We start from the raw sequence: 22,809 nt of genomic DNA on the forward strand, positions 1-22,809 counted from the left end.
GCGGAAACCTAATCGGCAGGATCAGAGCTGGATGCCCTTGATGATCTTCGTCAGCCCCGGCACGAGAGGCGGGGTCGCCATCACGGTGACGACGACTCCGGGGCGCTCGACCCAGCCCGAGTACACACCGGCCCCGAGCGCGCCGTCACCCCCCTGGCGAAGCACCTCGCGATCGCCGATCTTCGTGGTGGTCGTGTCACCGGAGAAAGTCCCGATGCGGAACGGCGCGTTCTTGAGCTGCGCCACCGAGGTCGCCTTCGGCCAGCACACCACCCTGACCCACAGCGACCGGTGCCGGCGGCTCATGTCGTCGCGGTCGTCCGACCACTGGTAGCTGTACTCGACCATGCCGTCGTGCTTGTTGACGAGGACCTGCCCGTAGGTGAAGCCCTTCGGGATGTGGTTGACGCGGACCCCCTTCATCGCCGCCGCGCCTCTCGCGGGCTTGTCCACCTTCGCGGCCGACGAGCGCCGCACGTCCGCCTTGGAGGGGGCGGGACAGCCGGGACGCTCCGCCGCCTGCGCGGGGAGGGCCACGAGAGCTGCGGCAACGGGGAGCACGGCCAGGGCGGCAAGGTTCTGAATCTTGTTCATGTCAGGGTTGGATGCGTCCGGATCAAGAAGGGTTCGGCACTCTTTTCGCGGCATTTTGGGCGGAACTTCATCCGTGATGAGCGCATCAAACCCAGCGTGTTGATCGAAGGAGACCCTCAGCGGCTCGGCCGCTACTGGCTGGCGGGGCGGCTCGGCGCCGGCGGCCAGGGCGTGGTGTACGAGGCCTACGCCGAGGACGGACGCCGCGTGGCGATCAAGGTGCTGCACGGCGATCAGGCGGCCCAGCTCGGCCGGGAGGCGGCGGCCGCCCAGCGGGTGGCCTCGTTCTGCACCGCGCCGATCATCGAGGCCAGGCTGGAGGGCCCGCGCCCCTATATCGTCAGCGAGTACGTGGAGGGCCCGAGCCTGCGCACGGCGGGCCGGATCTTCGCGGGCGACGACCTGCACCGCCTGGCCACCGCCATCGCGACGGCGCTGACCGCCATCCACGACGCCGGGGTGATCCACCGCGACCTCAAGCCCGACAACGTGCTGCTGGGCCCGGACGGTCCGCGCGTGATCGACTTCGGCATCGCCAGGACCGCCGAGATGTCGCTCACCGCGACCGGCGTGGTGAGCGGCACGCCCACCTACATGGCGCCTGAGGTGTTCATCGGCCAGCGGGCGGACGCCTCGGCGGACGTGTTCGCCTGGGGAGGCGTCATCGTCTTCGCCGCCACCGGCCGTGATCCGTTCCACGCCGAGAATCTGGGAAGCATCATGCACCAGGTGTTGTCGGCCACCCCCGACCTGTCCGCGCTGCCCAGGACGCTGCGCCGGCTGGTCGCCTCGGCGCTGTCCAAGGAGCCGGCCCAGCGGCCGACCGCCCGCGAGCTGCTGCTGGCGCTGGTCAGCGGCGACGGCGCCCTCGACACGGCCCGCCTGCTGGCCCAGGGCGGCCAGCGGGCCGCCGGGATCGGCGCGCAGGGGCACGATCCCGCGCTCGGCACGCTGGCCGAGCAGGCGTACACGATGCTCGACCCGGCCGAGCGCGAGCTGGTGCCCGAGGTGTTCCTGCGGCTGGTGACGGTGGACGAGGCGGGCGAGCTGTCGGCCCGGCACGCCGAGCTGGCCGAGCTCGTGGAGGGGCGGGCGCCGCGCGAGGCGGCCGCCGTGCGGCGGATCCTGGCCGTGTTCGGCTACCTCCTGGCCGACCAGGACGGCGGCGTACGGCTGGCCAGGCCGGCCCTGCCCCATGCCTGGCCGCGGTACCGCCGGTGGATCGAGTCCAACCTCGACGGCCTGGCCGTACACCGGCAGATCCTCACCGCGGCGCGGCGCTGGGAGGCGGCGGGACGCCGGGACGGCGACCTGTTCCAGGGCAGCAGCCTGGAGAACGCGATGCAGTGGGCGGCCACCGCCCGCCGCGACATCACCCTGTCGCCCACCGAACGCGACTTCCTGGCCGCGGCGGCCACCCTGGCCAGGCACAGGGCCAGGCGGGCCCGGCTGACCTCGCTGAGCCTGGGCGGGCTGCTGGTGATCGCGCTGGTGGCCGGCGGGCTGGCCGTGCAGCAGAGCGCGGTGGCCGACGACCGGGCCGAGCAGATCGCCGGGCAGCTGACCAGGTCGGAGGCGGCCAGGCTGGCGGCGGCGGCGACCACGACCCGCCGGAGCGACCCGCACCAGGCGATGCTGGCGAGCCTCGCGGCCTGGCGGCTGGACCACACGCCGGCCACCCGAGCGGCCCTGGTGGCCTCGCTGGCGCAACGCGAGACGGCGATGTTCGGCGACCCGTCCACCGCGGGCGACACGGTACGGACGCTCGGCGCCGACGGCCGCACGCTGATCAGCGCCGACTCCACCACGACCCGCGTCTGGGACGTGCGGAACGGCCGCCTGCTGCGGACGCTCGCCACCCGGGCGGCCGAGCCGCTGGACAGCGTGACGCTGAGCCCGTCGGGCAAGGTGCTGGTGACCGTGACGGCCAGTCGCGCCACCGCGGTGGACCTCGCCAGTGGCAGGCCGATCAGCGACTACGCCTTCCCCACCGCCAAGGACTTCACGAGCGAGTGGGTCGACGTGACGTTCGAGCGGGACGACTCCGTCCTGCTCCTGGAGGCTGACCGGCGTACCCGCTGGGACCTGCGAACCGGCGCCGCCAAGGCGCTCGGGCCCGCCCCCGCGGGCACGTTCAGCCGGGACGGGGTCTGGCAGGCCGCACGGCGCGGTCGCCTGCTGGAGCTGACCAACCTGAGGACCGGGGCGAAGGACGTCATCGGCGACAAGGACGGCGCCGGCACCCAGGGCACCTGGAACGGCGGCGCGGCCGTGTTCGGCCCTGGCCTCATCGCGACGGTGGGACCGCGGTCCATCCAGTTCTGGCGCAGGTCGGACACGCATCTGCTCACCTCGGTCCAGGTACGTGGGGGCGAGGGGGCGGTGCAGGGGGCCTTCGACGGAAGCACCTTCCGCTACCTGCTCGGCGACCAGGTCTTCTCGGTGGACGTGGCCGACCTGGCCGTCGAGAACGACGATCACCTTGTGGGCATGGCGGCGCTGAGCGGCGACGGGCGGCTCGCGGTCCGCGACGGCGAGCTGTCCGCCGTCGGCGGGCGGAAGATCGGCGCGTTGCCGGAGGCGGAGAACGCGGTGTTCAGCCCGGACGCCCGTTTCGTCGCCACGTACGGGCCCGAGGTGCGGATCGTGGACACCGCCTCGGCCGCCGTCCAGGGCACGCTGCGCACGTCCGCCGCGCAGGCGGCCTTCTCCCCCGACGGCGCCAGGCTGGCCGTGGTCACCGAGCAGGGCGGGGTCGAGCTGTGGGACCGGCGGACCAGGCGGCGGGGGTGGACGGCCAAGGCGGGCGCGGCGACGTACGCGGCCTTCTCCGCCGACGGCCGGACGCTGGTGGTGGCGGGCGACCGGGTGCACCTGCTGGAGACGGCCGGCGGTAAGGCCGTGGGGCCGGCGTTCGGCGGCGGCGGCAGGAACGCCGAGGGGGTGCGCGCGTATTTCACCCGCTCCGGCAAGGCGGTCGTGGTGCTCGACGCGCGGCGACGGATGACGGTCTGGGACGTGGCCACGCGCCGCAGGCTGGCCACCGCGCGCGGGTTCGACGTCCCCGCCGCCTACTCGCCGCGCGAGGACCTGCTGGCCAGCCTCCAGGTGGGCGGCAGGGTGCGGCTCGTCGACGTGATGTCGGGCACGGACCTGGGCACGCTGCTCGACGAGGGCGGCGGTCAGGACCCGGAGATCGGGCAGCCGCTCGACGTGGCGTTCACTCCCGACGGGTCGGCGGTGCTGACCGTGGACGGCAACGGCCTCGTCAGGCGGCACGCCGTGGGCGGGGAAGCGATGGCGGCGGCGGTGTGCGCGAAGGCGGGCGGGCTGAGCGCGGCCCAGTGGCGGGTGATCGTGCACGCGCTGCCGTACAGAAAGGCGTGTCCCTAGCCGGCGGCCGGGAGCAGGCGCGGCCGGCTCGAAGGGGAAGTCCGCCCTACCTGAATGGGGGAACCCCGCTTCCGAGGCGAGCCGTTGATCGTCACGACTGCGATATGCCGGCATATCCGGAAAGTGGGTCCCTTGTCGCCGACCGTCTTACGCCTCGCCTGCCTCTCTCTGGCGGCACTCCTCCTCGCCGCGGGCTGCTCCGCCGCACCCCCCGCCCCCGAGCAGGCCGTCCAGCCCCCGCAGGCCTGGAGCGGCGACTCCGCGGCAGGCAGCACGGAGGACGCGGATGACGATCGCGTCGAGGTCTGCGTCAGGAAGGCCACGTCGGTCAGGGTCGACTACCAGCTCTGCGACGACAAGGTGAAGGGCTACGCCCGCCGCCTCCTGACCGGCACCGCAAGGATCCCCGCCATCGGCAAGAAGGTCGGCAAGGGAGTGACCGGCGAGTACACCGGCCTGACGTACCGAGCTCCCAGGAAGGGCGGCAAGGGCGTGACCAACATGCTCCTGGACGAGGATGACCGCATCGAGATCTGTGTCCGCGAGGAGACCCGGGTCCGCGCCGCCGACAAGCACTGCGAGAACGACGAATCCGGTTTCGGCTGGTACTACCTCCTGCTGTCCGGCCAGATCCCCGCGGTCGGCAAGAAGGCCGCGAAGGGCTCCTTCTTCTCGAACGAGAGCTCCGCATCGTTCAGAGCGCGCCCGAGCGGCGGCAAGGGCAGCAAGGTGATCGTCGAGCAGGAGCCCCCGGACGTCACCGCCGACGACGGCACCCGTACGCGTACCTACAGCGGAACCTGCTCGATGACGATCGGCGGCTCCTGCGCGGACGACGACGGCGGTTCGACACCGTCATGGAACCGCCGCTGCACCACCTGCACCAGGAAATCCACCGGCCGCCGCCGCTAGAGCCCGGCCGGGGTGGGACGTCGACCGCCACCACGCCGAACCCGGTCGTGCCGGCGCACCTCGTCCTCCGATCGGTTGTGACGGCCGTCTCATCGATAGGTAGATGGCCGGTATATATTGATCGCGTGAGACAGATGCAAGAGCCGACCTTCCTGATCCTGACCGCGCTGGCTGCCGGTCCACAACACGGATACGGCATCATCACCGACGTGGAGCGCATCTCGGACGGCCAGGTCCGCCTGCGCGCCGGCACCCTGTACGCCGCTTTCGACCGACTCCAGGAAGAGGGCCTGATCACCGAGGACCGGGAGGAGATCGTCGACGGCCGGGTGCGCCGCTACTACCGGCTGACCGGCGACGGCGCCGCGAGACTGGCGGCGGAGGCCGAACGGATGCGCAGGCACGCCAAGGCGGCCACCGCACGCCTGCGCGCGATCGGTGCGGGAGGAACGGCATGAGCCTGCTCGAAGCCCGCTACCGCCGCCTCCTGGCCACCTACCCGCGAGACCACCGGGCGCGGCATGAGGAAGAGATGATCGGCGTGCTCCTCGCCGGAGCGCGGCCCGGCCAGACCCGTCCTCACCCGGCCGACGCGGCGGACTTACTGTGGGGCGCGCTGCGCGTCCACGGGCGGCGAGCCTTCGGCCCGGTGTCCTCGCCGGCCTGGCGCGCCGGGCTGGCGCTCGCCGTGGCGTTGTGGCCGTTCCTGATGCTGGCAGGTGAGCTGGCGACCGGACTGCTCCGGGGTGCCGAATCCGCGGGGAACCCGGGGGTCGCCGTGGCGCGGCCGACCTGGATCCTGTACCTGGCCGAGCCGATCGTCATCGCGGCCCTGCCGGTGCTGGCCGTGCTGCTCGGTCGGCGGTGGATCGCCGTGCTCGGCGTGGTCGCGTTCGCGCTGTATCAGGCAGGCGATCCATTTCCCGGTCTCCTGGATCTGGACACACTGTTGTTCCCCAACCACGGCCCGGTCCTGCTGGCCCAGCTCGCGTCCGTCGCCATCGCCTTCGCGCCCGCGGCGCATCGCGCGATCACGGCCGTTCCGCGGCGCGCGTTCCTGCTGTGGGGGCCGCTCGCCGTGGTCGGGCTGACCGCCAGCAAGGCCATCGTGCGCTGGGTGGACGTGATCACCCACCAGGACATCGTGAGCTGGAAACCCGTGCCGTGGCTCGTCGTGGTCGGGCTGGCGGCCGGGTACGCGTGCCGGTCGGCCGTGGGGCGGCGGGCGGCGCTGTTGCTGTTCGTGCCCGCGGCGGCCCTCGGCGACCTCGGGGACCTGCCGTGGGTGCCGACCTTCACGGCCCTTGCCCAGCTCGGGTGCGCGGCCCTGGCCTTCACCGCCGCGGCCGCCCTGACCCTGCGGCGGAGAAGCCTGGGACGAGCCCCGGCTTCTTGAGCAAGAACCCGCCGCCCAGGCTCGCGCCTGCGGTCGAGGTGGACGAGCGTCGCGCAGGCGTGGCAGCCGCCGTCCGGGAGTCAGTCCCGCACGTTCGGTTCTGGAGGCGTCCGACAAGGCCCTGAACGGCTTCCCCTCGCCGGAACAGCTCGCCGGGGCCGATCCCGACACGGTTCGGCGGGCGTTCGCCCCGGTCAACGACTCCCTGCTGACCGCCACCGAACGGGAGGCGAGCGCCGGAGCCAGGATCGTGGTCTGGCCGGAGGCGGGCGGCGCGGCACGCGAGGCCGACAGGCAGCGGCTGATCGACGCGATCGCCGCGGTCGCCGTCCGGACCGGCAGCTATGTGGACGCCGGATTGATCGTGATCACCGGCGCGCCGCCGTACATGCGCAACGAGACGGTGCTCGTCGATCCGAACGGACGGGCCCGGTGGACGTACGAGAAGGCCCGCCCGGTGCCGGGCATGGACCCGTTCGCCCCCGGGGACGGCAGGGTGCCCACCGCCGACACCCCGTTCGGCCGTCTGGCCAACGTCATCTGCTTCGACGCCGACTTCCCCGCCCTGATGAGGCAGGCCGCCGACGTGGACCTGATGCTGGTGCCGTCCAACGACTGGTACGGCTTCGGCGCCACGCACACCGAGAAGGCGGCCGTCCGGGCGGTGGAGAACGGCTACTCGCTGATCCGGCAGGCCGGCAACGGCCTGGCCGCGGTCTTCGACCCGCAGGGCCGGACGCTCACCTCGGCCGACTACTTCACCACCAGGCAGCAGACGATGGCGGCGTATGTGCCTGTCGCCAGTGATCCGACGATATATGCGCGTATCGGCGACGTGTTCGCCTGGCTCTGTCTCGCGGCGATGGCCGTACTCGGGGCCGTGGCCATGCGCACCAGGCGGCCGACCGTCACCCCACCGCCGACCGGCCCGGAAGGCTCATGAGCCCGGCCGCCCCTACGGGCCGGGCGGGTCCTGCGGGGTGCTCCGGGCCTGGGAGCGGGCGGCCTGCACGCCGGCCTGGAAGCGGGTGTGGGCGCCGAGCCTGGCCATGAGCTCGGCGATGCGCCGCTGGGCGGTGCGGTAGCCGATGCCGAGCTGGCGGGCGATGGCCTCGTCGGTCAGGCCGGTCAGCAGGAGGGCGATCAGCCGTTCGTCGTCCTGCGGCGCCTCGCGCGAACCGGTCAGCCGCATCGGCAGCGCCCGCGCCCAGATCCCCTCGAACAGCCTGCTCAGCGCCTCCAGCAGCCCCGAGGGGTGCACCAGGAGCGCCGCGGAGTCGGGCGACTCGTAGCGCAGCACCAGCAGCGCGAACCGGTCGTCGACCAGGTAGAGCTTCATCGGCAGGCTGGGCAGCACCCGCGCCAGCTGGCCCGCGCCGATCATCCCCTCGATCAGCCGCAGCGCGCCCGGCCGGTCGATGAAGTCGCGCTCGTAGATGACCCGGCTGGTGATGCCGCGTTCCAGCAGCTCGCGGTGGGCGGCCACGCTGGCGTGCCGGTCGAAGTACGGCGGCTGGGAGAAGGTCCGTACCTGGTGGCGGGCCGCGCGCTGGAGCTGGAGGAGGCGTTGCCGCACCGCGGCGGCGCCGGTGATCACCTCCACGACCAGCGGCGGCTGCTGCCCGGAGGCGCGCTGCTGGAAGGCGTCGTCCAGGTCGGCGGCGCGCTCCCTGGCTCGCGCGAGCCCCTCTTCGGCGACGGTGAGCAACGCGTCGAGCGCGACGTCGGGGGCGACGGCGACGTACCGCGCCGGTTCGTCCGGCAGCCGGTCGACCAGGCCCTTGCTCTCCAGCCCGGCCAGCAGCGCGGGCAGGCCGGAGCCGGCGAAGCCCGCGGCGAGCCGGTCGAGGGTGGCCGGCGAGCACTCGACGAGCAGCTCGTAGAGCTCCTCCTCGGCCGGGCCCAGCCCGAGCGCTTCGAGCGTCACCGCAGCCAGCCGCGCAGGACGGCCTGGTAGCCGGCCTGGAATCGGGTCTGCGCGTCGAGCTGGACCATCATCGCCTGCACCCGCCTGCGCACCGTGCGCACGCTCCAGCCGAGCTGCGCCCCGATGGCCGCGTCGGTCAGCCCGGAGATGAGCAGCGGCAGCAGGTCCTCGTGCGCGTCGGCGGGGCTGCGCTCCTCGGGCAGCCGGGCCTGCCCCTGCCGCACGCCCAGCGGGACGGCGCGCTGCCAGTTCATCTCGAACAGCGCGCCGAGCGCCTCCAGCAGCGTCGGGTCGTGCACCACCAGCGCGGATTCGACCAGGTGCCGGTCGTGCCGCAGCGGCACGATCGCCGTCGGCCGGTCGTTCAGGACGAGCTTCATCGGCACCTCGCCGACCCGGGCCTGCTCGCCGGCGGTGATGTAGTCGGTGACCACCGTCAGCGCCCCGGGCAGCTCCATCGCCTTCCTGTCGTACAGGACGCGGTAGTTCACGCCCCTTGCCAACAGGTCGAACTCGCGCGCGTTCGCCCCGACCACCCCCACGTACGGCGGCGCGTCGAACACCCGGATCGAGCGGCGCGTCTCCCGCTGGAGCTGCTCGAAGCGGTCGTTCACCGCCTGCCTGCCGATCACCACCTCGACCAGCCCGGCGGCGTCGCGCTCGGTGCCCGCCCGGTGGAAGGCGGCGCTGAGCCCGGCGATGCGGCCCCGGGCGGCGGTCAGCGCCCTGGCCCTGGCGCTGATCAGCGCGTCGAGGCCCATGCTCGGGGCGACCGCGGCGTACCTGGGCGGGTCCTCCGGCAGCCGGGTGACCAGGCCGAGTTCCTGGAGCCTCGCGCAGAGCGCGGCCTGCGGGCCGGCCAGCCGCTCAAGGTCGGCGGCGGTGATCGGCGAGACCTCGATCAGTGTCTGGTACAGCGCCTCTTCGGCCGTCGACAGGCCCAGGGATTCGAGCATGCGCCCATCGTGTCCTCTTCCCGCCAACGGCGCGAAGAGGACGAAAGGTCATCTTTCCGGATATGGCGCGGAATGAGAGGTTTTTGTGTGCTCGATCATGAACTACTCCGAGGAGAACCATGGCTCGCCGCCCGCTCGCCGGGCTGACCGCGTTGGGGTTGGTCCTGTCCATGGGGATGGCCACGCCCTCCCCTTCACCCGAGTCCGCCGACACCCCGGCCCCCGCCCCGGGCGCCTTACCCGCCGCCACCCAGCTCACCCTGATCACCGGCGACGTGGTGACGTACGGCAAGGCCGCCGACGGCACCCCGCGCGCCGACGTGAAACCGGCCAGGCGCGCCGGAGGAGCGCCGGTGTCCTTCATGACCCTGCGCAAGGGCGACTCCTTCTACGTCTTCCCCTCCGACGCGCTGGCCCCGGTGGCCTCGGGCCAGGTGGACAAGGGCCTGTTCGACGTGGCGTACCTGGCCGCCAACGGCTACACCGACGCCGAACGCCCGACCCTGCCGGTCATCGTCCAGTACGGCGCCGCCGAGCAGGCCGCCGCGACGCTGTCGGCACGGGCCGACGCGCTCCCGGCCACCGCCTCGCCCGTCGCCCTGGCCAGCGTCGGAGGCGCCGCCGTCAAGGTGGACAAGAAGGCGGCGCGGGAGTTCTGGGCCGCGGCCGCCGTGTCCCCCACCGCGTCCCCCACTGCATCACCCACCCCGTCCCCCGCCGTGTCCCCATCCGCGCGCGCGACCGCGCCGACGGCGATCTGGCTCGATCGCAAGATGAAGGCCGTGCTCGACAAGAGCGTGCCGCAGATCGGCGCGCCGCTGGCCTGGGCCGCCGGCTACAAGGGCAAGGGCGTCAAGGTCGCCGTGCTCGACACCGGCGTCGATCCCGACCACCCCGACCTGGCCGGCCGGATCGGGGCGACGGCCAACTTCACCGACGATCCCGACGCCCGCGACGGCCACGGCCACGGCACCCACGTCGCCTCCACGATCGCCGGCTCCGGCCGGTACACGGGCGTGGCGCCCGAGGCGACGCTCCTGGTGGGCAAGGTGCTCAGCTCGTCGGGCACGGGCACCTCGTCGCAGGTCATCGCGGGCATGCAGTGGGCCGCCGCGCAGGCCAAGGTGGTCTCGATCAGCATCGGCGGCGAGTACGAGGACCAGAACGGCCCCGTCAACCAGGCGGTGAACACGCTCAGCGCCGAGACGGGCGCGCTGTTCGTCGTGGCCGCCGGCAACGACGGCGGCAGCCGTACCGTCAACGCGCCGGGATCCGCGGCGGCGGCGCTGACGGTCGGCGCGGTCGACCGTGAGGAGAGACTGGCCCCCTTCTCCAGCAGAGGCCCGGCCCCGTTCGACTACGGGCTCAAGCCCGACGTGGTCGCGCCCGGCGTCGGCATCGTCGCGGCCCGCGCGCGGGGGACGTCGATGGGCTCGCCCGTGGACGAGCTCCACACCGCCGCCTCCGGCACCTCGATGGCGACCCCGCACGTGTCGGGCGCGGCGGCCATCCTCGCCGGGCAACACCCCGACTGGACGGGCCCGCAGCTCAAGGCGGCGCTCATCGGCACCGCCAAGGACGACGGCCTGACCGCCTACCAGCAGGGCGCCGGGCGCATCGACGTGGCCAGGGCGGTCACCCAGCAGGTACGCGGCTCGGGCAACCTCGACTTCGGCTTCCTGAGCTCCCCGCAGAGCGGCCCGATCACCAGGAAGATCACCTACACCAACGACGGCGACCAGCCGGTGACGCTGACCCTGCGCGCGAGCATCGCGGCCCACCGCGGCACCGCCCCCGAGCAGACGCTCAAGCTGGACCGCGACACGGTGACCGTCCCCGCCCACGGCGCCGCGGACGTGGCCGTCGCCTTCGACCCGTCAGGACCGGCCACCTGGTACGCGGGTGCGGTGGCGGCCACCGGCGGCGACGTGGTCGTGCGCACGGCCGTGGGCGCGTTCGTCGAGCCGCGCAGGGTCAAGCTCAGGACAGAACTGATCATGCCGGACGGCGCGGCCGACGCGGTCTCCGTCCCGTGGCTGTTCCTGCGTACCGACGACCGCGACGACCTGGACTCCTTCTACCAGACGGCCGAGGGCGAGGCGAGCGTCTACCCGGGCACCTTCAGCGTCAACACCATCGCCGCCTGGCGGGGTGAGGACGGCGAGTGGCAGCAGTCGCTGCCGACCGCCCCCGAGGTCAAGGTGGACCGGGACACCACGGTCACCCTCGACCTGCGCAAGGCCCGCGAGGTCCGCCTGGACACCCCCCGCACGACCGAGACCTACCTGTCCCACTACGCCCTGCGGCGCACCACCGCGAACGGCGTCGTGGCCGACTTCCTCTCCTCCTACCCGGCGTACGGGCTGCACCATTACTGGATGCTGCCCACCGAACCGGTCAAGCAGGGCGCCCTCGACCTCACCGGCCAGTTCTGGCAAGGCGCGCCGCTCGTCACGATGAAGGCCGGCGGACGCACGCTCGCCCCCCGCTACGCGGGCGTCACCCCCGACCTCCCCAAGCTGACCGGCAAGCAGACCCTCCCGCTGGTGGACGTGGGCCACGGCGCCGACCTGTCCGGCCTGGACGTACGGGGCAAGCTCGCCCTGCTCGACCTCGGCGACCTCTGCCCGGACACGACCTGCTCCGGCGACGGGCTCGACCGCGTGCAGGCCCTGGCGGCCGCCGGCGCGGTGGGCGTGCTCGGCTACGGCGCGTCGGGACGGGCTTTCCTCGACCCGACCGGAAGCTGGGCCTTCTACCCGATCCCGACCATGAGCCTGCCCGCCGACCAGGGCAGGGCGCTGGCCCGCAAGCCGGTGGACGTCAAGGTCGAGGGCAGCCCGGCCACGCCGTACATGTACTCGCTGTTCTTCCCCGAGCGCGGCCGCATCCCCGCCCGCCTCGACTACCGGGTGACCGGGAAGAACCTCCAGGAGATCGACGACCGCTTCCACTCCGACCGCCCCGGCACCGTGCGCATGAGCTGGACCCCGGTGCTGATCAACGGCTCCGAACCGTTCGCCGCGTGGGGTCTCGGCGGGGCCTGGCAGGCGCGGACCACCGTGACCGAGTACGTCGGGCCGGTCTCGCCCGACGTGACCTGGCAGCGCGAGGTCAGGATGCGGTACGACGAGGGCGACCTGTCCAGGACCGGCTACAACACGGTCGCGCTCGACGTCTTCACCAAGGCGGGACGCCGGACCGAGCGGTGGGGCATGCAGCCCAGGGTTCCCGGCGGCCCGCGCGACGGCGACCGCGTGATCGACTCGGGCACGGTCACCTGTTTCGCGTGCCGTACCGGCGACCTGTTCACGTCGGCGGTGCCCGTCATGGGCCCCGAACCCCACCACCAGGAGCCCTTCACCTGGAGCGCCAATTTCCAGGCGTGGGCCGGCGGCAAGGACGAGCTGCACCTCTACCGCGACGGCCGGGAGGTGCCCCTGGAGGAGAAGATCGGCGCGCTCGGTCCCGTCGCGATCAAGTTGCCGACCTTCACCCTTCCGCCCGATGAGGCCGAATACCGGCTCACCGACACCTTCCACACCCCGCAGCCGGGACAGCGGTTCGCGACCGACGTCGAAACGGCCTGGACGTTCCGCTCCAAGCGCCCCGAATCCGGGATGAAGGACCTCACCGACGGCCTGTGCGCGGGCTGGCTCGTCACCCAGATCCTGGCTCCCTGCGCGCCGGTACGCCGGCTCAACCTCAGCTACGACCTGGACCTCGACCTGGACAACCAGGCCACGGCCGGGGCCGCCCGCCGCATCACCGTCACCGGCTACAACGGCTCCTTCTGGCAGCCCGACGCCAAGCTGACCACGCTCCGGCTCTCGGCCACCTTCGACGGCGGAGCCCACTGGGTGCCCGTCCCCATGTCGGCCTCCGGCGACCACGCCTTCACCGGCACCATCACCCACCCGCCCCTGTCCCGGACCGACGGCGCCGTCGGCCTCCGCGCCCAGGCCACCGACCAGGAGGGCAACACCGTGGACCAGACGATCCACAAGGCCTACGGACTGAAGCAACCCTGACGAGCCGTCGTCGGATCCGGTGCGTTCAGCAGCAGCCGCGCGTGCGCCGGCCGCCGCTGGGCCAGCCACTTCTGAAGCTCGTCCTCACCGTGACCGGCTGAGAGCGCGCCGGGGCGGGACGTCCCCGGGCGAGGACCGGGCCGCGGGACGTCGCCCGTCCCGCGGCCCGGGCACGGTCAGCCGACCGCGTAGGCGCGGGTCACCGTCTGGGTGACGCCGTCACCGGCGGTGTCCTTGGCCGTCGCGCGCAGGGAGACGAACCCCGGGGAGCCCGGGTTGGCGACGGTCGCCGTCCAGCCGGAGTCGGCCGCCCGGGTCCTGACGGGCTGCCAGGTGGCGCCGTCGTCGGTGGAGAACTCCAGCTCGACCGTGCGCACCGCGGCGTCGCGGGCGCCGGGGTTGCGCTCGATCCAGATGGACAGCGGGGTTCGCGACCCGGGTCTGGCCCGGTTCGCGGTGTCGAGGCCCTTGGGCGCGTACCTGACCGCCATCAGCGGCAGGGGCGTGGCCTGCGTGGTACGGGCCGAACGGAACGTCCAGACGGCGTCGACGCCCGTGGACAGGGTGTTCACGGACGTGTCCCGGCGCGAGGACGCGGCGAGGGTGTAGGTGCCGGCGTCCTGCGGCAGCGTCGCGGACAGCGCGCACTGGTCGCTGTCGCCCGGCGCGCAGTCGGCGATGTCGCTCGTGGCGAGCGGCCTGCCGTCGCGGGAGAGGGTCAGGGTGCCGGTGGCGGTGGCGTCCATGCCGGTCAGCCCCGCGACGCCGTCGGTGTGGAGCCGGCCCGCGAAGAACTGGAGCGTGTCTCCGGTACGGCTGCCGCCGGGCGTGGCGAACGACGGGCCCGCGACCGCCGCGTTCCAGACCTCGGAGAAGGCGCGCTCGCGCACCGGGCTCGTGCCGATCTGCCGGGAACCGCCTGTCTGGAACTCCGAGGACCAGGCGAGCCCGGGACTCCGGTAGTGCGTCATGGCGGAGGGCAGCGGGATGTCCTTGGTGGGCAGGGTGAGTGCCCCGGTGCCGGCCGGGTCCAGCGGTCCCGTCCACATGGTGCCGGTGCCGGCCGCGCCCGTGGAGCGGAACGTCTCGGACGCCTTGACCAGGTCCCTGGTCCGCGCGGAATAGGTGGGGTCGTCCGGGAGGCCGCCGGTGCGGCGGTCGACGAGGTCGTAACGGTAGGGGCTGGGCGCGGCGTCCTTCTTGTGCCAGACGGTCCAGGACTCGTAGGTGAGCCCGGGTTGCCGGACCGGAATGACGTAGTAGCCCTCATGGGGGTCCTGGCCGGAGGCGTACCAGCCGTACTGCCATGGACCGTTGGCGAGGTAGAGGCCGAACTGCCGGTCGGCCGCGGCGGTGGGGTCGTCCACGGCGAACCGGACCTGCCTGCCCTCGCGTGCGTCGATCGTGACGCGCAGGTCGTCGGCACCGACCGCGAGCGGACGGTGACCGACCGTCAGGGCGACGGGGTCGAAGTCGTAGATCTCGGTGTAGAGGTTCCAGGCGCCCTTCGGGAGCCGCGTCTTCGCCACGCCGTCGCGGAAGGTGAGCATCCGCTGGGCGCCGCTCGCCTGGTCGTAGACCATTCCGAACGCCACGCCGGGCGCAGCGCCCGACCTGGCGACAGTGGTGACGGTGACGTCGTGGGACTCCGGCTCCACGTACGCGCCCGCCGGCGTACGCAGGATCGTGTCGCCGGAGGTGGCGGTGAGCACGCCCGGGTAGTCGCCCGCGGGCTTGCCGGTGACGTCGAGAGTGAGGGTGAGGGACGCCTGCCCGCGCGCCGGGACCTCCAGCTTGTCCTGCGGCAGCTTCAGCACGTCGGTGTCGGTCGTGAGGTTCAGGGTGACGGGGGCGTCCCCGTCGTTGGTGTAGGTGATCGTCCGGGTGGCCTGGTCGCCGCCGGTGTGCTGCCACGGAAATGCGGCCCAGACGGTGGCGGGAGAGGCGATCACCTGCTGCGCCAGCGCGCGGGGCACGTCCACCCGCCCGGCGCCCTGCTCGTAGAGGCCGGTCCCGCTGGTGGGCTTGGCGCTGTCGACCAGCGCGGCCTTGAGCTGCTGCCCGGTCCAGCCGGGGTGTCGCTGGGCGAGGATCGCCGCCGCGCCGCTCACGTGCGGCGCCGCCATGGAGGTCCCGCTGTGCGCCACGTACGGCCCGTCGGCGGTGCCCTCGGCCGCGGCGGCGACGATGTCCACGCCAGGGGCGGTGATCTCGGGCTTGATCGCGTGATCGCCCGTTCTGGGGCCCTGGTTGGAGAACCTGGACACCTGATCCGACCGGTCGACGGCGCCCACGGAGAGCGCGGCGTCCGCGGTGGACGGGCTGGACACGGTCCCTTCGCCGCCGCCGTTGCCGGCCGCCACCACGAAGAGCGTGCCCGTCCGTTCCGACAGGGTGTTCACGGCCTGCTCGACGGGATTGTCGCCGGGCTCGTCCACCGTGCCGAGGCTCATGTTAACGACCTTGGCGCGGACCTCGGTGGCGGCCCACTCCATGCCCGCCAGCAACGCCGAGTCGGCGATGCCGTCCACGCCGCCCACCTTCCCCACGGCGATGCGGGCCCCCGGCGCGACGCCCCGGTACTTCGTCCCGGCCCCGGCGACGATCGAGGAGACATGCGTGCCGTGGCCGACGCGGTCGGTCATGTCCGGCTCGTCGGAGAAGTTGCGCTCCTGGGTGACGACGCCCTTGAGATCGGGATGACCGGCGTCGTAGCCGCTGTCGAGCACGGCCACCGTGACGCCCTGGCCGGTGAACCCCTGCTGCCACGCCTCGGGCGCGCCGATCTGCGCGGTGCTGCGGTCCAGCGAGAAGGACCGGCGTCCGTCGAGCCAGATCTTGCCCTTCCCCGCGGCCAGCGTGCGAGCCCCGCTCACCAGGTCCCGCCACGTCCGCGCGGCGGTGCTCTTCGGCAGCCGCACCGCCGCCACGCCGAGGTCGTCGAGCTTGCGGGTCAGGCGGGTGCCGCTCAGCGCCGGGGCCGACTGCTCCCCCAGGGTCTGGCTGATCAGCGGGATCTCGTCCGTGTCGGCGTCGCCGTACTTCCACGCCAGAAGCCGGGTCACGTCGAAGAGCCGATCGTCGAGCAGGCCCTCGCTGACCAGCGGGAACGCATCCGAGGGGATCACGTAGAGGTGTCCGTCGCGAAATTGCGTCGAGAAGCGGACCCGCCGTCCGGGGGCGCTCTCCACCCGGTGGCCCCGGCCGCTGACCGTCACCTTGTCCCCGGTCAGGAGCGTCACGCTCCCGGTCACGACCGGGCCGGTTCCTGCCGGGGCCGCGGCAAGGGAGGGTTCCTGAGCCGTGACGGCCCCCAAGGAACCGGCCAGTACGGCGGCCACCAATCCTGTTCGCAAAGTTGTGAATGCCACACCCCTACTTGGACGAACCGTCGTGAAGCGTTATGAGCCACGTCGCCAACCGGCCGGCATTGAGGGATCGATCTCCCTGTGCGACATTTGCGGCAGGCTCTCAGTGAGCAGCGCGGGGGCGGCGATGGTCCGGTTGCGGCGCGCCGCCGCATTCGTCCTGCGGCCGGACGGGGTGAGGGGCGTATGGGCCACGTTCTCGAAAAGCGGTACCGCCGTCTTCTGCGCGCCTATCCCGAGGGCCACCGCGCCGAGCACGGCGAGGAGCTGATCGGCGCGCTGCTGGCGGCCGCCCGGCCCGGGGCCCTGCGGCCGTCGCCGCGCGAGACGCTGTCTCTGCTGGCCGGCGGGTTCACCGTGCGCGTCCGGGCCAGCCGGGCGGCCGGCGTGCCGGGGTGGGCCGACGGTCTGCATCTCGGCGCGCTGGCCGTGGCGGTCGTCACCGTCGCGCAGCTGCCCGTCCTGCCCTACCTCGTCTTCAAGGTGTGGACCGGGGTCGGGGTCGTCCTGGTGGTGGCGCTGGTGCGGGGATGGACGCGGGTCGCGGCTCCTCTCGCGGCGATCGCCGCGCTCCTGACGAGCTGGCCCATCGTTCTGGGATGGTTGCACGGCCCGGTGGTCGACGTCGGCCCGCTGTACGGCGACCTCGGGCCGGTCGCGCCCTACTGGGTGGTCGCGGCCGCGTCGGCGGCGCTCGCCGTCCGGCGGACCGGAGCGGGCCGCGCGTCGGGGCAGGCCCGGTGGTGGGGCGTGACGATGCCGGTCCGGTCGCCGTGGTGGCTGGTCGTCCCGCCGGTCTGCTGGGCGTTGCAGCTCGCGCAGGTGCCGGCGGACGAGACGGTCTGGGGTGTCGTACGGGCCGGCGTCGAGGTGGTGGCCCTGCTGCTGGTGCTGGCCGCCACGCTGGCCGCCCGGGACGGCCGCTGGGCGCTGGCCGCCGCCGTCTACCTGGTTCCCGGCCTGGTCCACCTGGCCGAGAACCTGCTGGTGACCCGGGTGAGCGGTTTCCTGTACTGGAGCGTGCTCACCGTTCTCGTGGTGACCTCCTTGGCGGCGGCCCGGCGGATGCGCGTCAGGGCGTGACCTGGAGGTCAGGAGGTGGTGACGAGGAAGCGGTGGAGGCCGCGGCCCACCCAGCGGTCGCGATGGTCCGGCGGCTCGGCCGCCGACAGCGCCGGGAAACGCCGCAGGAGCAGCGGCAGCGCGATGCGGGCCTCCATGCGCGACAGCGGCGCCCCCAGGCAGAAGTGCGGCCCGGCGCCGAAGCTGAGCGGCTGGACGTCCGGACGGTCCGGGTCGAAGCGGGCCGGGTCGGGGAAGCGGCGCGGGTCCCGGTTGCCGGCGGCGAGCATGAGGACGACCTTCGTCCCGCCCGGCACCGGGACGCCGGAGACGTCGGTCGCCGTCTCGGCCCACCGGCTGGTCGCCTGGACGGGCGCCTCGAACCGCAGGACCTCCTCCACGTACGCGGTGGCGAACCCCGGCTCCGACCGCAGCCGCGCGGCCTGGCCCGGATGCTCGAACGCCAGCCGCAGCCCGTGCCCGAGCAGGAAGCTCGTCGTCTCGAACCCGGCGGTCAGCAGCAGCATGAGGTTGCCGACCAGCTCGTCGTGGCTGAGCCGGGTGCCGTCGTCGTGGGCGCGGACGAGCGCGGTCAGCATGTCGTCGGCGGGGTGGCGGCGGCGGTCGTCGATCAGCTCGCCGAAGTAGCCGGCCAGCTCGTCCATGGCCTTGTCGGCGATGGACAGCCTGGCGACGTTGGTGATGCCCTCCAGGGCGATCGTCAGGTCCGAGGCGACCTGGCGGAACCACTTCTGGTCCTCCTCGGCCACGCCGATGAGCGCGCTGATGACGGCGATCGGCAGCCGGGAGGCGAACTCGGCGACGTAGTCGACGGGCGTGCCGCCGGCGCCCAGGTCGGCCAGCCGGTCCAGCAGCCGGTGGACCATCCGCTCGACCGACTCCTGCATCCCGGCCACCCGGGCGGGCGTGAAGCCGCTGCTGACCAGGCGCCGGGTCTGGGTGTGGCCGGGCGGGTTGCGGTACAGCATGGAGTCGGTGTAGCCGCGCAATGAGGAGTGCGAGCGCCAGGCGGGATAGATGTGGTCGTACCCGGCGGCGTCCTGGACGCGGAGGCGGTTGTCGCGCAGCGCGCGGTTGATCTCGGCGTACCCGACGGCGACGGTGAGACCGGGGCGTACCGGGACGACGGGGCCGTGGGCGCGCAGCAGCTCGTACAGCGGGTAGGGGTCGCGGCGGCCCTCGGGGGCGACCAGGGCGGCGACGATCTCGGCGGGGGTCACGGGCGTGCCACCAGCCGGACGATCCGCAGCGCGCCCGCCGGATGCACCGAGGCGACCTCCAGGCCGCACCGCGCGGCCAGGGCCCGCAGGTCGGCGACGGCGCGCTCGCGGCCGCCGTAGTAGACGAGCATGCGCAGGTCCATCCCGGTACGCGGCGACTCGCCGTCGGGCCCGAAGTCCTCCACCACGAAGACCGAGCCGCCCGGCCCGGCCGCCTCGGCGCAGCGGCCCAGGATGACGGCGGCGTCGTCGTCGCTCCAGTCGTGCAGGATCCACGACAGCAGGTAGCCGTCGGCGCCCGGCGGCAGCGGGTCGAAGAAGCTGCCCGCCACGGCCTCGCCGCGGCCGGACAACCCGGCGGCCGCCAGCGCCGCGGCGGCGGCCCGCGCGGTGGCGGGCTGGTCGACGACCGTGCCCCGCAGCCCGGGGTAGGCGGTGAGCAGCGCGATGAGCAGGGATCCGTCGCCGCCGCCGACGTCGACGATCCGGCCGAGAGTCCCCCAGTCGTAGCCGGCCACGATGGCGGGGGCCCGGCCGGGGACCTCGGCGGCCATGCGCGCGTCGAACGCGGCGGCGCGGGCCGGGTCGGCGGCCAGGTCCGCCCAGAACGAGCTGCCGAACTGGCGGGGGAAGGCGGCCTCGCCGGTGCGCACGCTGTGCAGCAGGTGGGCGAAGGCCAGCTCGGCCCGGCCTTCCCAGCTCTCGATGTCCAGCATGGCGCGCATCCCGGCCGGATGGTCGTCGCGCAGCTCCTCGCCGATGGCGGTCAGCGTGTACCTGCCGTCGTCGTCGCGGCCGAGCACGCCCCTGGCGGCCAGGTAGCGCATGAGGCGCTCCAGCACGCCGGGGTCGGCGCCCACGGCGGGGGCGAGTTCGGCGCCGGTGGCCGGCGCCTTGGCGAGCCGGTCGGCGATCCTCAGCGTCGCGGCCACCCGGATCGCCATCGGGGTTCCGAGGTGGGCCAGCGCCCACAGGCGATGCTCCGTCACGCGGTCATCGTCACATCGGGGCGCGCGCACGGGCACCTTCCAGAATGCCGCCCGCGCCCGCGCCGGCGGAACAGCGCACATCGCGAGATGGCCGCCGCGGGCGCGGGTGCCACGCTGAGGATGCACCCGTGCTGCCTGCCCAGGGAGATGTCCGATGCCCGATTCCGCGCCGAAGACCCGCCCGCTCACGGGCAGCGAGTACGTCGAGAGCCTGCGTGACGATCGTGAGATCTACCTCTACGGTGACCGCGTCAAGGACGTCACCGAGCATCCGGCGTTCCACAACCCGGTGCGGATGACCGCCAGGCTCTACGACGCCCTCCACGCCGACGGCACCCGTGAGCTGCTGACCTGCCCCACCGACAGCGGCGGCGAGGGGTACACGCACCGCTTCTTCACCACCCCGCGCACGGTCGAGGACCTGGTCGCCGACCAGCGGGCCATCGCGACGTGGGCCAGGATGAGCTACGGCTGGATGGGCCGCAGCCCCGACTACAAGGCCTCCTTCCTCGGCACGCTGGGCGCCAACGCCGGCTTCTACGCGCCCTTCGACGGCAACGCCCGCCGCTGGTACCGCGAGTCGCAGGAGAAGGTGCTGTTCTGGAACCACGCGATCGTGCACCCGCCGGTCGACCGCAACCGGCCGCCGGACGAGGTCAACGACGTCTACGTGCACGTCGAGCGGGAGACCGACGCGGGGCTCGTGGTGAGCGGCGCGAAGGTGGTGGCGACCGGCTCGGCGCTGACGCACTACAACTTCATCGCGCACTACGGCCTGCCGGTCAAGAAGCGCGAGTTCGCGCTGGTGGCCACCGTGCCGATGGACGCGCAGGGCCTGAAGCTGATCTGCCGCCCGTCCTACGGCATGAACGCGGCGCTGACCGGCGGCCCGTTCGACTACCCGCTCTCCTCCCGGCTGGACGAGAACGACAGCATCCTCGTCCTGGACAAGGTGCTCATCCCCTGGGAGAACGTGTTCATCTACGGCGACCTCGGCAAGGCGCAGCTGTTCACCGGCCAGTCGGGCTTCACCGAGCGGTTCACCTTCCATGGCTGCACCCGGCTGGCGGTGAAGCTGGAGTTCATCGCCGGGCTGCTGGTCAGGGCGCTGGAGATCACCGGCACCAAGGACTTCCGCGGCGTGCAGACCCGGATCGGCGAGGTGCTGGCCTGGCGCAACCTGTTCTGGGCGCTGTCGGACGCCGCCGCCCGCAACCCGGTGGAGTGGCGCAACGGCGCGCTGCTGCCCAACCCGCAGTACGGCCTGGCCTACCGCTGGTTCATGCAGATCGGCTACCCGCGGATCAAGGAGATCGTCCTTCAGGACGTGGCCAGCGGGCTCATCTACGTCAACTCCGGCGCGGCCGACTTCAAGAACCCCGACATCCGCCCGTACCTGGACAAATACCTGCGCGGCTCGGACGGCACCGACGCCGAGGGCCGCGTCAAGGTGATGAAGCTGCTGTGGGACGCGATCGGCTCGGAGTTCGGCGGCCGCCACGAGCTCTACGAGCGCAACTACGGCGGCAACCACGAGAACACCCGGGTCGAGCTGCTGTTCTCGCAGATGGCCGGCGGCCAGCTGGACGAGTACGCGGCCTTCGTCGACCGCTGCCTCGGCGAGTACGACCTCGACGGCTGGACGGTGCCCGACCTGTCCTCCTTCGAGGAGCTGCGGCGCACCGGCACCGGCTGACCCGCTCGACCCACCCCTGACAAGAGAAGGGCGAACCCACCCATGCGTCCATTCCGCATCGACATCCCCGAGGCCGACCTGGCCGACCTGCACCGCAGGATAGACGCCACCCGCTGGCCGGACGAGCTGCCCGGCACCGGCTGGGAGCGCGGCGTGCCGCTGGGCTACCTCAAGGAGCTGGCCGACCACTGGCGGCACGGCTTCGACTGGCGGGCGGCCGAGGCCGAGCTGAACCGGCACCCGCAGTTCGTGACCGAGATCGACGGCGCCGACGTGCACTTCCTGCACGTGCGCTCGCCCGAGCCGCAGGCCGTGCCGCTGCTGCTGACGCACGGCTGGCCGGGCTCGGTCGCCGAGTTCCTGGACGTGATCGGGCCACTCACCGACCCGCGCGCGCACGGCGGCGACCCGGCCGACGCCTTCCACCTGGTCATCCCGTCGATCCCGGGGTTCGGGTTCTCGGGGCACACCAGGGAGGCGGGCTGGCATCCGTACCGGGTGGCGCTGGCGTGGGCCGAGCTGATGCGCCGGCTGGGCTACGACCGCTACCTGGCGCAGGGCGGCGACGCGGGCGCGGTGATCTCGCTGGAGCTGGCCAGGCTGGCCCCCGAGCACGTGATCGGCGCGCACGTCAACATGCTGATGGCCTTCCCCTCGGGCGATCCGGCCGAGCTGGCCGGCCTGACGCCCGCCGAGCAGGGGCGGCTGGCCGGGCTGGCGCGGTTCGACGAGGAGCTGTCGGGCTACATGAAGCTGCAGTCCACCCGTCCGCAGACGCTGGCGTACGCGCTCACCGACTCGCCCGTGGGGCAGCTGGCCTGGATCGTGGAGAAGTTCCACGACTGGACGGACTCCGACAAGTCGCCCGAGGACGCCGTGGACCGGGACCGGATGCTGGCCAACGTGTCGATCTACTGGCTGACCGCGACGGCCGGGTCGTCGGCGCGCTTCTACTACGAGGGCGCGGCGGGCCTGAAGATGGCCGCCGAGGGGCACCGGCCGCCGCCCATCACCGTGCCCGTGGGCGTGGCGGTCTTCCCCAGGGACATCTTCGTGCCGGTGCGCCGGCTGGCCGACCGGGACATCCCGACGATCAGCCACTGGACCGAGTTCGAGCGGGGCGGCCACTTCGCCGCCATGGAGCAGCCGGAGCTGCTGGTGGGCGACGTGCGCGCGTTCGCCCGCTCGCTGAGGTAGCCGTACCGACGAAAGGACGCCGGCGGGGATCCGCCGGCGTCCTTTCG

At 73.0% G+C, this 22,809-nt stretch carries 15 protein-coding genes; 9 read left to right on the forward strand and 6 right to left on the reverse strand.

Annotated features, from left to right (window positions below; genetic code table 11):
- Nucleotides 1-21: 21 nt before the first annotated feature.
- Nucleotides 22-594 carry a hypothetical protein gene (locus ACIBK9_RS14170; protein WP_397158171.1) on the reverse strand — a complete coding sequence of 191 codons (573 nt, stop codon included), beginning with the start codon at nt 592-594 and terminating at the stop codon, nt 22-24.
- A gap of 96 nt (nt 595-690) precedes the next feature.
- Between ACIBK9_RS14170 and ACIBK9_RS14175 the strand changes: the two genes are divergently transcribed.
- The 5 genes from ACIBK9_RS14175 (at nt 691) to ACIBK9_RS14195 (ending at nt 7,238) form a co-directional block, all read left to right on the forward strand.
- The gene (locus ACIBK9_RS14175) at nt 691-3,987 is read left to right on the forward strand and encodes a WD40 repeat domain-containing serine/threonine protein kinase (protein WP_397158173.1); all 3,297 of its coding nucleotides are present in this window, start codon (nt 691-693) and stop codon (nt 3,985-3,987) included.
- 132 nt (nt 3,988-4,119) lie between these two features.
- Nucleotides 4,120-4,899, forward strand: coding sequence for a hypothetical protein (locus ACIBK9_RS14180; RefSeq protein ID WP_397158175.1), 780 nt, complete (start codon nt 4,120-4,122; stop codon nt 4,897-4,899).
- Between the two features lie 134 nt (nt 4,900-5,033).
- Nucleotides 5,034-5,357 (forward strand): PadR family transcriptional regulator, encoded by a 324-nt coding sequence (locus tag ACIBK9_RS14185; protein ID WP_397158978.1) that lies wholly within the window; start codon nt 5,034-5,036, stop codon nt 5,355-5,357.
- Complete coding sequence (locus ACIBK9_RS14190; RefSeq protein ID WP_397158177.1) at nt 5,354-6,295, forward strand: hypothetical protein; 942 nt, start codon at nt 5,354-5,356, stop codon at nt 6,293-6,295. Before ACIBK9_RS14185 ends, ACIBK9_RS14190 begins: the two co-directional genes overlap by 4 nt.
- Before the next feature lie 208 nt (nt 6,296-6,503).
- Nucleotides 6,504-7,238 (forward strand): nitrilase-related carbon-nitrogen hydrolase, encoded by a 735-nt coding sequence (locus ACIBK9_RS14195; protein ID WP_397158980.1) that lies wholly within the window; start codon nt 6,504-6,506, stop codon nt 7,236-7,238.
- A gap of 12 nt (nt 7,239-7,250) precedes the next feature.
- Here the strand turns inward: ACIBK9_RS14195 and ACIBK9_RS14200 are convergent, their stop codons facing one another.
- The gene (locus ACIBK9_RS14200; RefSeq protein WP_397158179.1) at nt 7,251-8,222 is read right to left on the reverse strand and encodes a transcriptional regulator; all 972 of its coding nucleotides are present in this window, start codon (nt 8,220-8,222) and stop codon (nt 7,251-7,253) included.
- Nucleotides 8,219-9,178, reverse strand: a complete 960-nt coding sequence (locus ACIBK9_RS14205; protein WP_397158181.1) for a transcriptional regulator — start codon at nt 9,176-9,178, stop codon at nt 8,219-8,221. Before ACIBK9_RS14205 ends, ACIBK9_RS14200 begins: the two co-directional genes overlap by 4 nt.
- A gap of 119 nt (nt 9,179-9,297) precedes the next feature.
- Here ACIBK9_RS14205 and ACIBK9_RS14210 point away from each other — a divergent pair, with 119 nt between their 5' ends.
- The gene (locus ACIBK9_RS14210) at nt 9,298-13,209 is read left to right on the forward strand and encodes a S8 family peptidase (RefSeq protein WP_397158183.1); all 3,912 of its coding nucleotides are present in this window, start codon (nt 9,298-9,300) and stop codon (nt 13,207-13,209) included.
- A 176-nt stretch (nt 13,210-13,385) separates the two neighbouring features.
- Here the strand turns inward: ACIBK9_RS14210 and ACIBK9_RS14215 are convergent, their stop codons facing one another.
- Complete coding sequence (locus tag ACIBK9_RS14215; RefSeq protein WP_397158185.1) at nt 13,386-16,463, reverse strand: S8 family serine peptidase; 3,078 nt, start codon at nt 16,461-16,463, stop codon at nt 13,386-13,388.
- A 300-nt stretch (nt 16,464-16,763) separates the two neighbouring features.
- Between ACIBK9_RS14215 and ACIBK9_RS14220 the strand changes: the two genes are divergently transcribed.
- Nucleotides 16,764-17,660, forward strand: coding sequence for a hypothetical protein (locus tag ACIBK9_RS14220; protein WP_397158187.1), 897 nt, complete (start codon nt 16,764-16,766; stop codon nt 17,658-17,660).
- Nucleotides 17,661-17,668: 8 nt separating this feature from the next.
- Here ACIBK9_RS14220 and ACIBK9_RS14225 read toward each other — a convergent pair whose 3' ends face one another.
- Together ACIBK9_RS14225 and ACIBK9_RS14230 are read right to left on the reverse strand one after the other, a co-directional pair.
- Nucleotides 17,669-18,880, reverse strand: a complete 1,212-nt coding sequence (locus tag ACIBK9_RS14225) for a cytochrome P450 (RefSeq protein ID WP_397158189.1) — start codon at nt 18,878-18,880, stop codon at nt 17,669-17,671.
- On the reverse strand, nt 18,877-19,869 hold the full coding sequence (locus ACIBK9_RS14230; protein ID WP_397158191.1) for a methyltransferase: 993 nt from the start codon (nt 19,867-19,869) through the stop codon (nt 18,877-18,879). Before ACIBK9_RS14230 ends, ACIBK9_RS14225 begins: the two co-directional genes overlap by 4 nt.
- Before the next feature lie 154 nt (nt 19,870-20,023).
- On the opposite strand from ACIBK9_RS14230, the gene ACIBK9_RS14235 reads away from it, so the two are divergent.
- Nucleotides 20,024-21,565 (forward strand): 4-hydroxyphenylacetate 3-hydroxylase family protein, encoded by a 1,542-nt coding sequence (locus ACIBK9_RS14235; protein WP_397158193.1) that lies wholly within the window; start codon nt 20,024-20,026, stop codon nt 21,563-21,565.
- Nucleotides 21,566-21,607: 42 nt separating this feature from the next.
- Nucleotides 21,608-22,762: an epoxide hydrolase family protein gene (locus ACIBK9_RS14240; protein ID WP_352359654.1), complete on the forward strand. Its 1,155-nt coding sequence runs from the start codon at nt 21,608-21,610 to the stop codon at nt 22,760-22,762.
- Nucleotides 22,763-22,809 lie beyond the last annotated feature (47 nt).

This window comes from Nonomuraea sp. NPDC050227, from assembly GCF_044459705.1.
Taxonomy (GTDB): Bacteria; Actinomycetota; Actinomycetes; order Streptosporangiales; family Streptosporangiaceae; genus Nonomuraea.

Coding starts and splice junctions, on each gene's coding strand:
- ACIBK9_RS14170 (WP_397158171.1), bottom strand. CDS start 594: ATGAACAAGATTCAGAACCTTGCCGCCCTGGCCGTGCTCCCCGTTGCC.
- ACIBK9_RS14185 (WP_397158978.1), top strand. CDS start 5,034: ATGCAAGAGCCGACCTTCCTGATCCTGACCGCGCTGGCTGCCGGTCCA.
- ACIBK9_RS14190 (WP_397158177.1), top strand. CDS start 5,354: ATGAGCCTGCTCGAAGCCCGCTACCGCCGCCTCCTGGCCACCTACCCG.
- ACIBK9_RS14205 (WP_397158181.1), bottom strand. CDS start 9,178: ATGCTCGAATCCCTGGGCCTGTCGACGGCCGAAGAGGCGCTGTACCAG.
- ACIBK9_RS14210 (WP_397158183.1), top strand. CDS start 9,298: ATGGCTCGCCGCCCGCTCGCCGGGCTGACCGCGTTGGGGTTGGTCCTG.
- ACIBK9_RS14220 (WP_397158187.1), top strand. CDS start 16,764: ATGGGCCACGTTCTCGAAAAGCGGTACCGCCGTCTTCTGCGCGCCTAT.
- ACIBK9_RS14235 (WP_397158193.1), top strand. CDS start 20,024: ATGCCCGATTCCGCGCCGAAGACCCGCCCGCTCACGGGCAGCGAGTAC.
- ACIBK9_RS14240 (WP_352359654.1), top strand. CDS start 21,608: ATGCGTCCATTCCGCATCGACATCCCCGAGGCCGACCTGGCCGACCTG.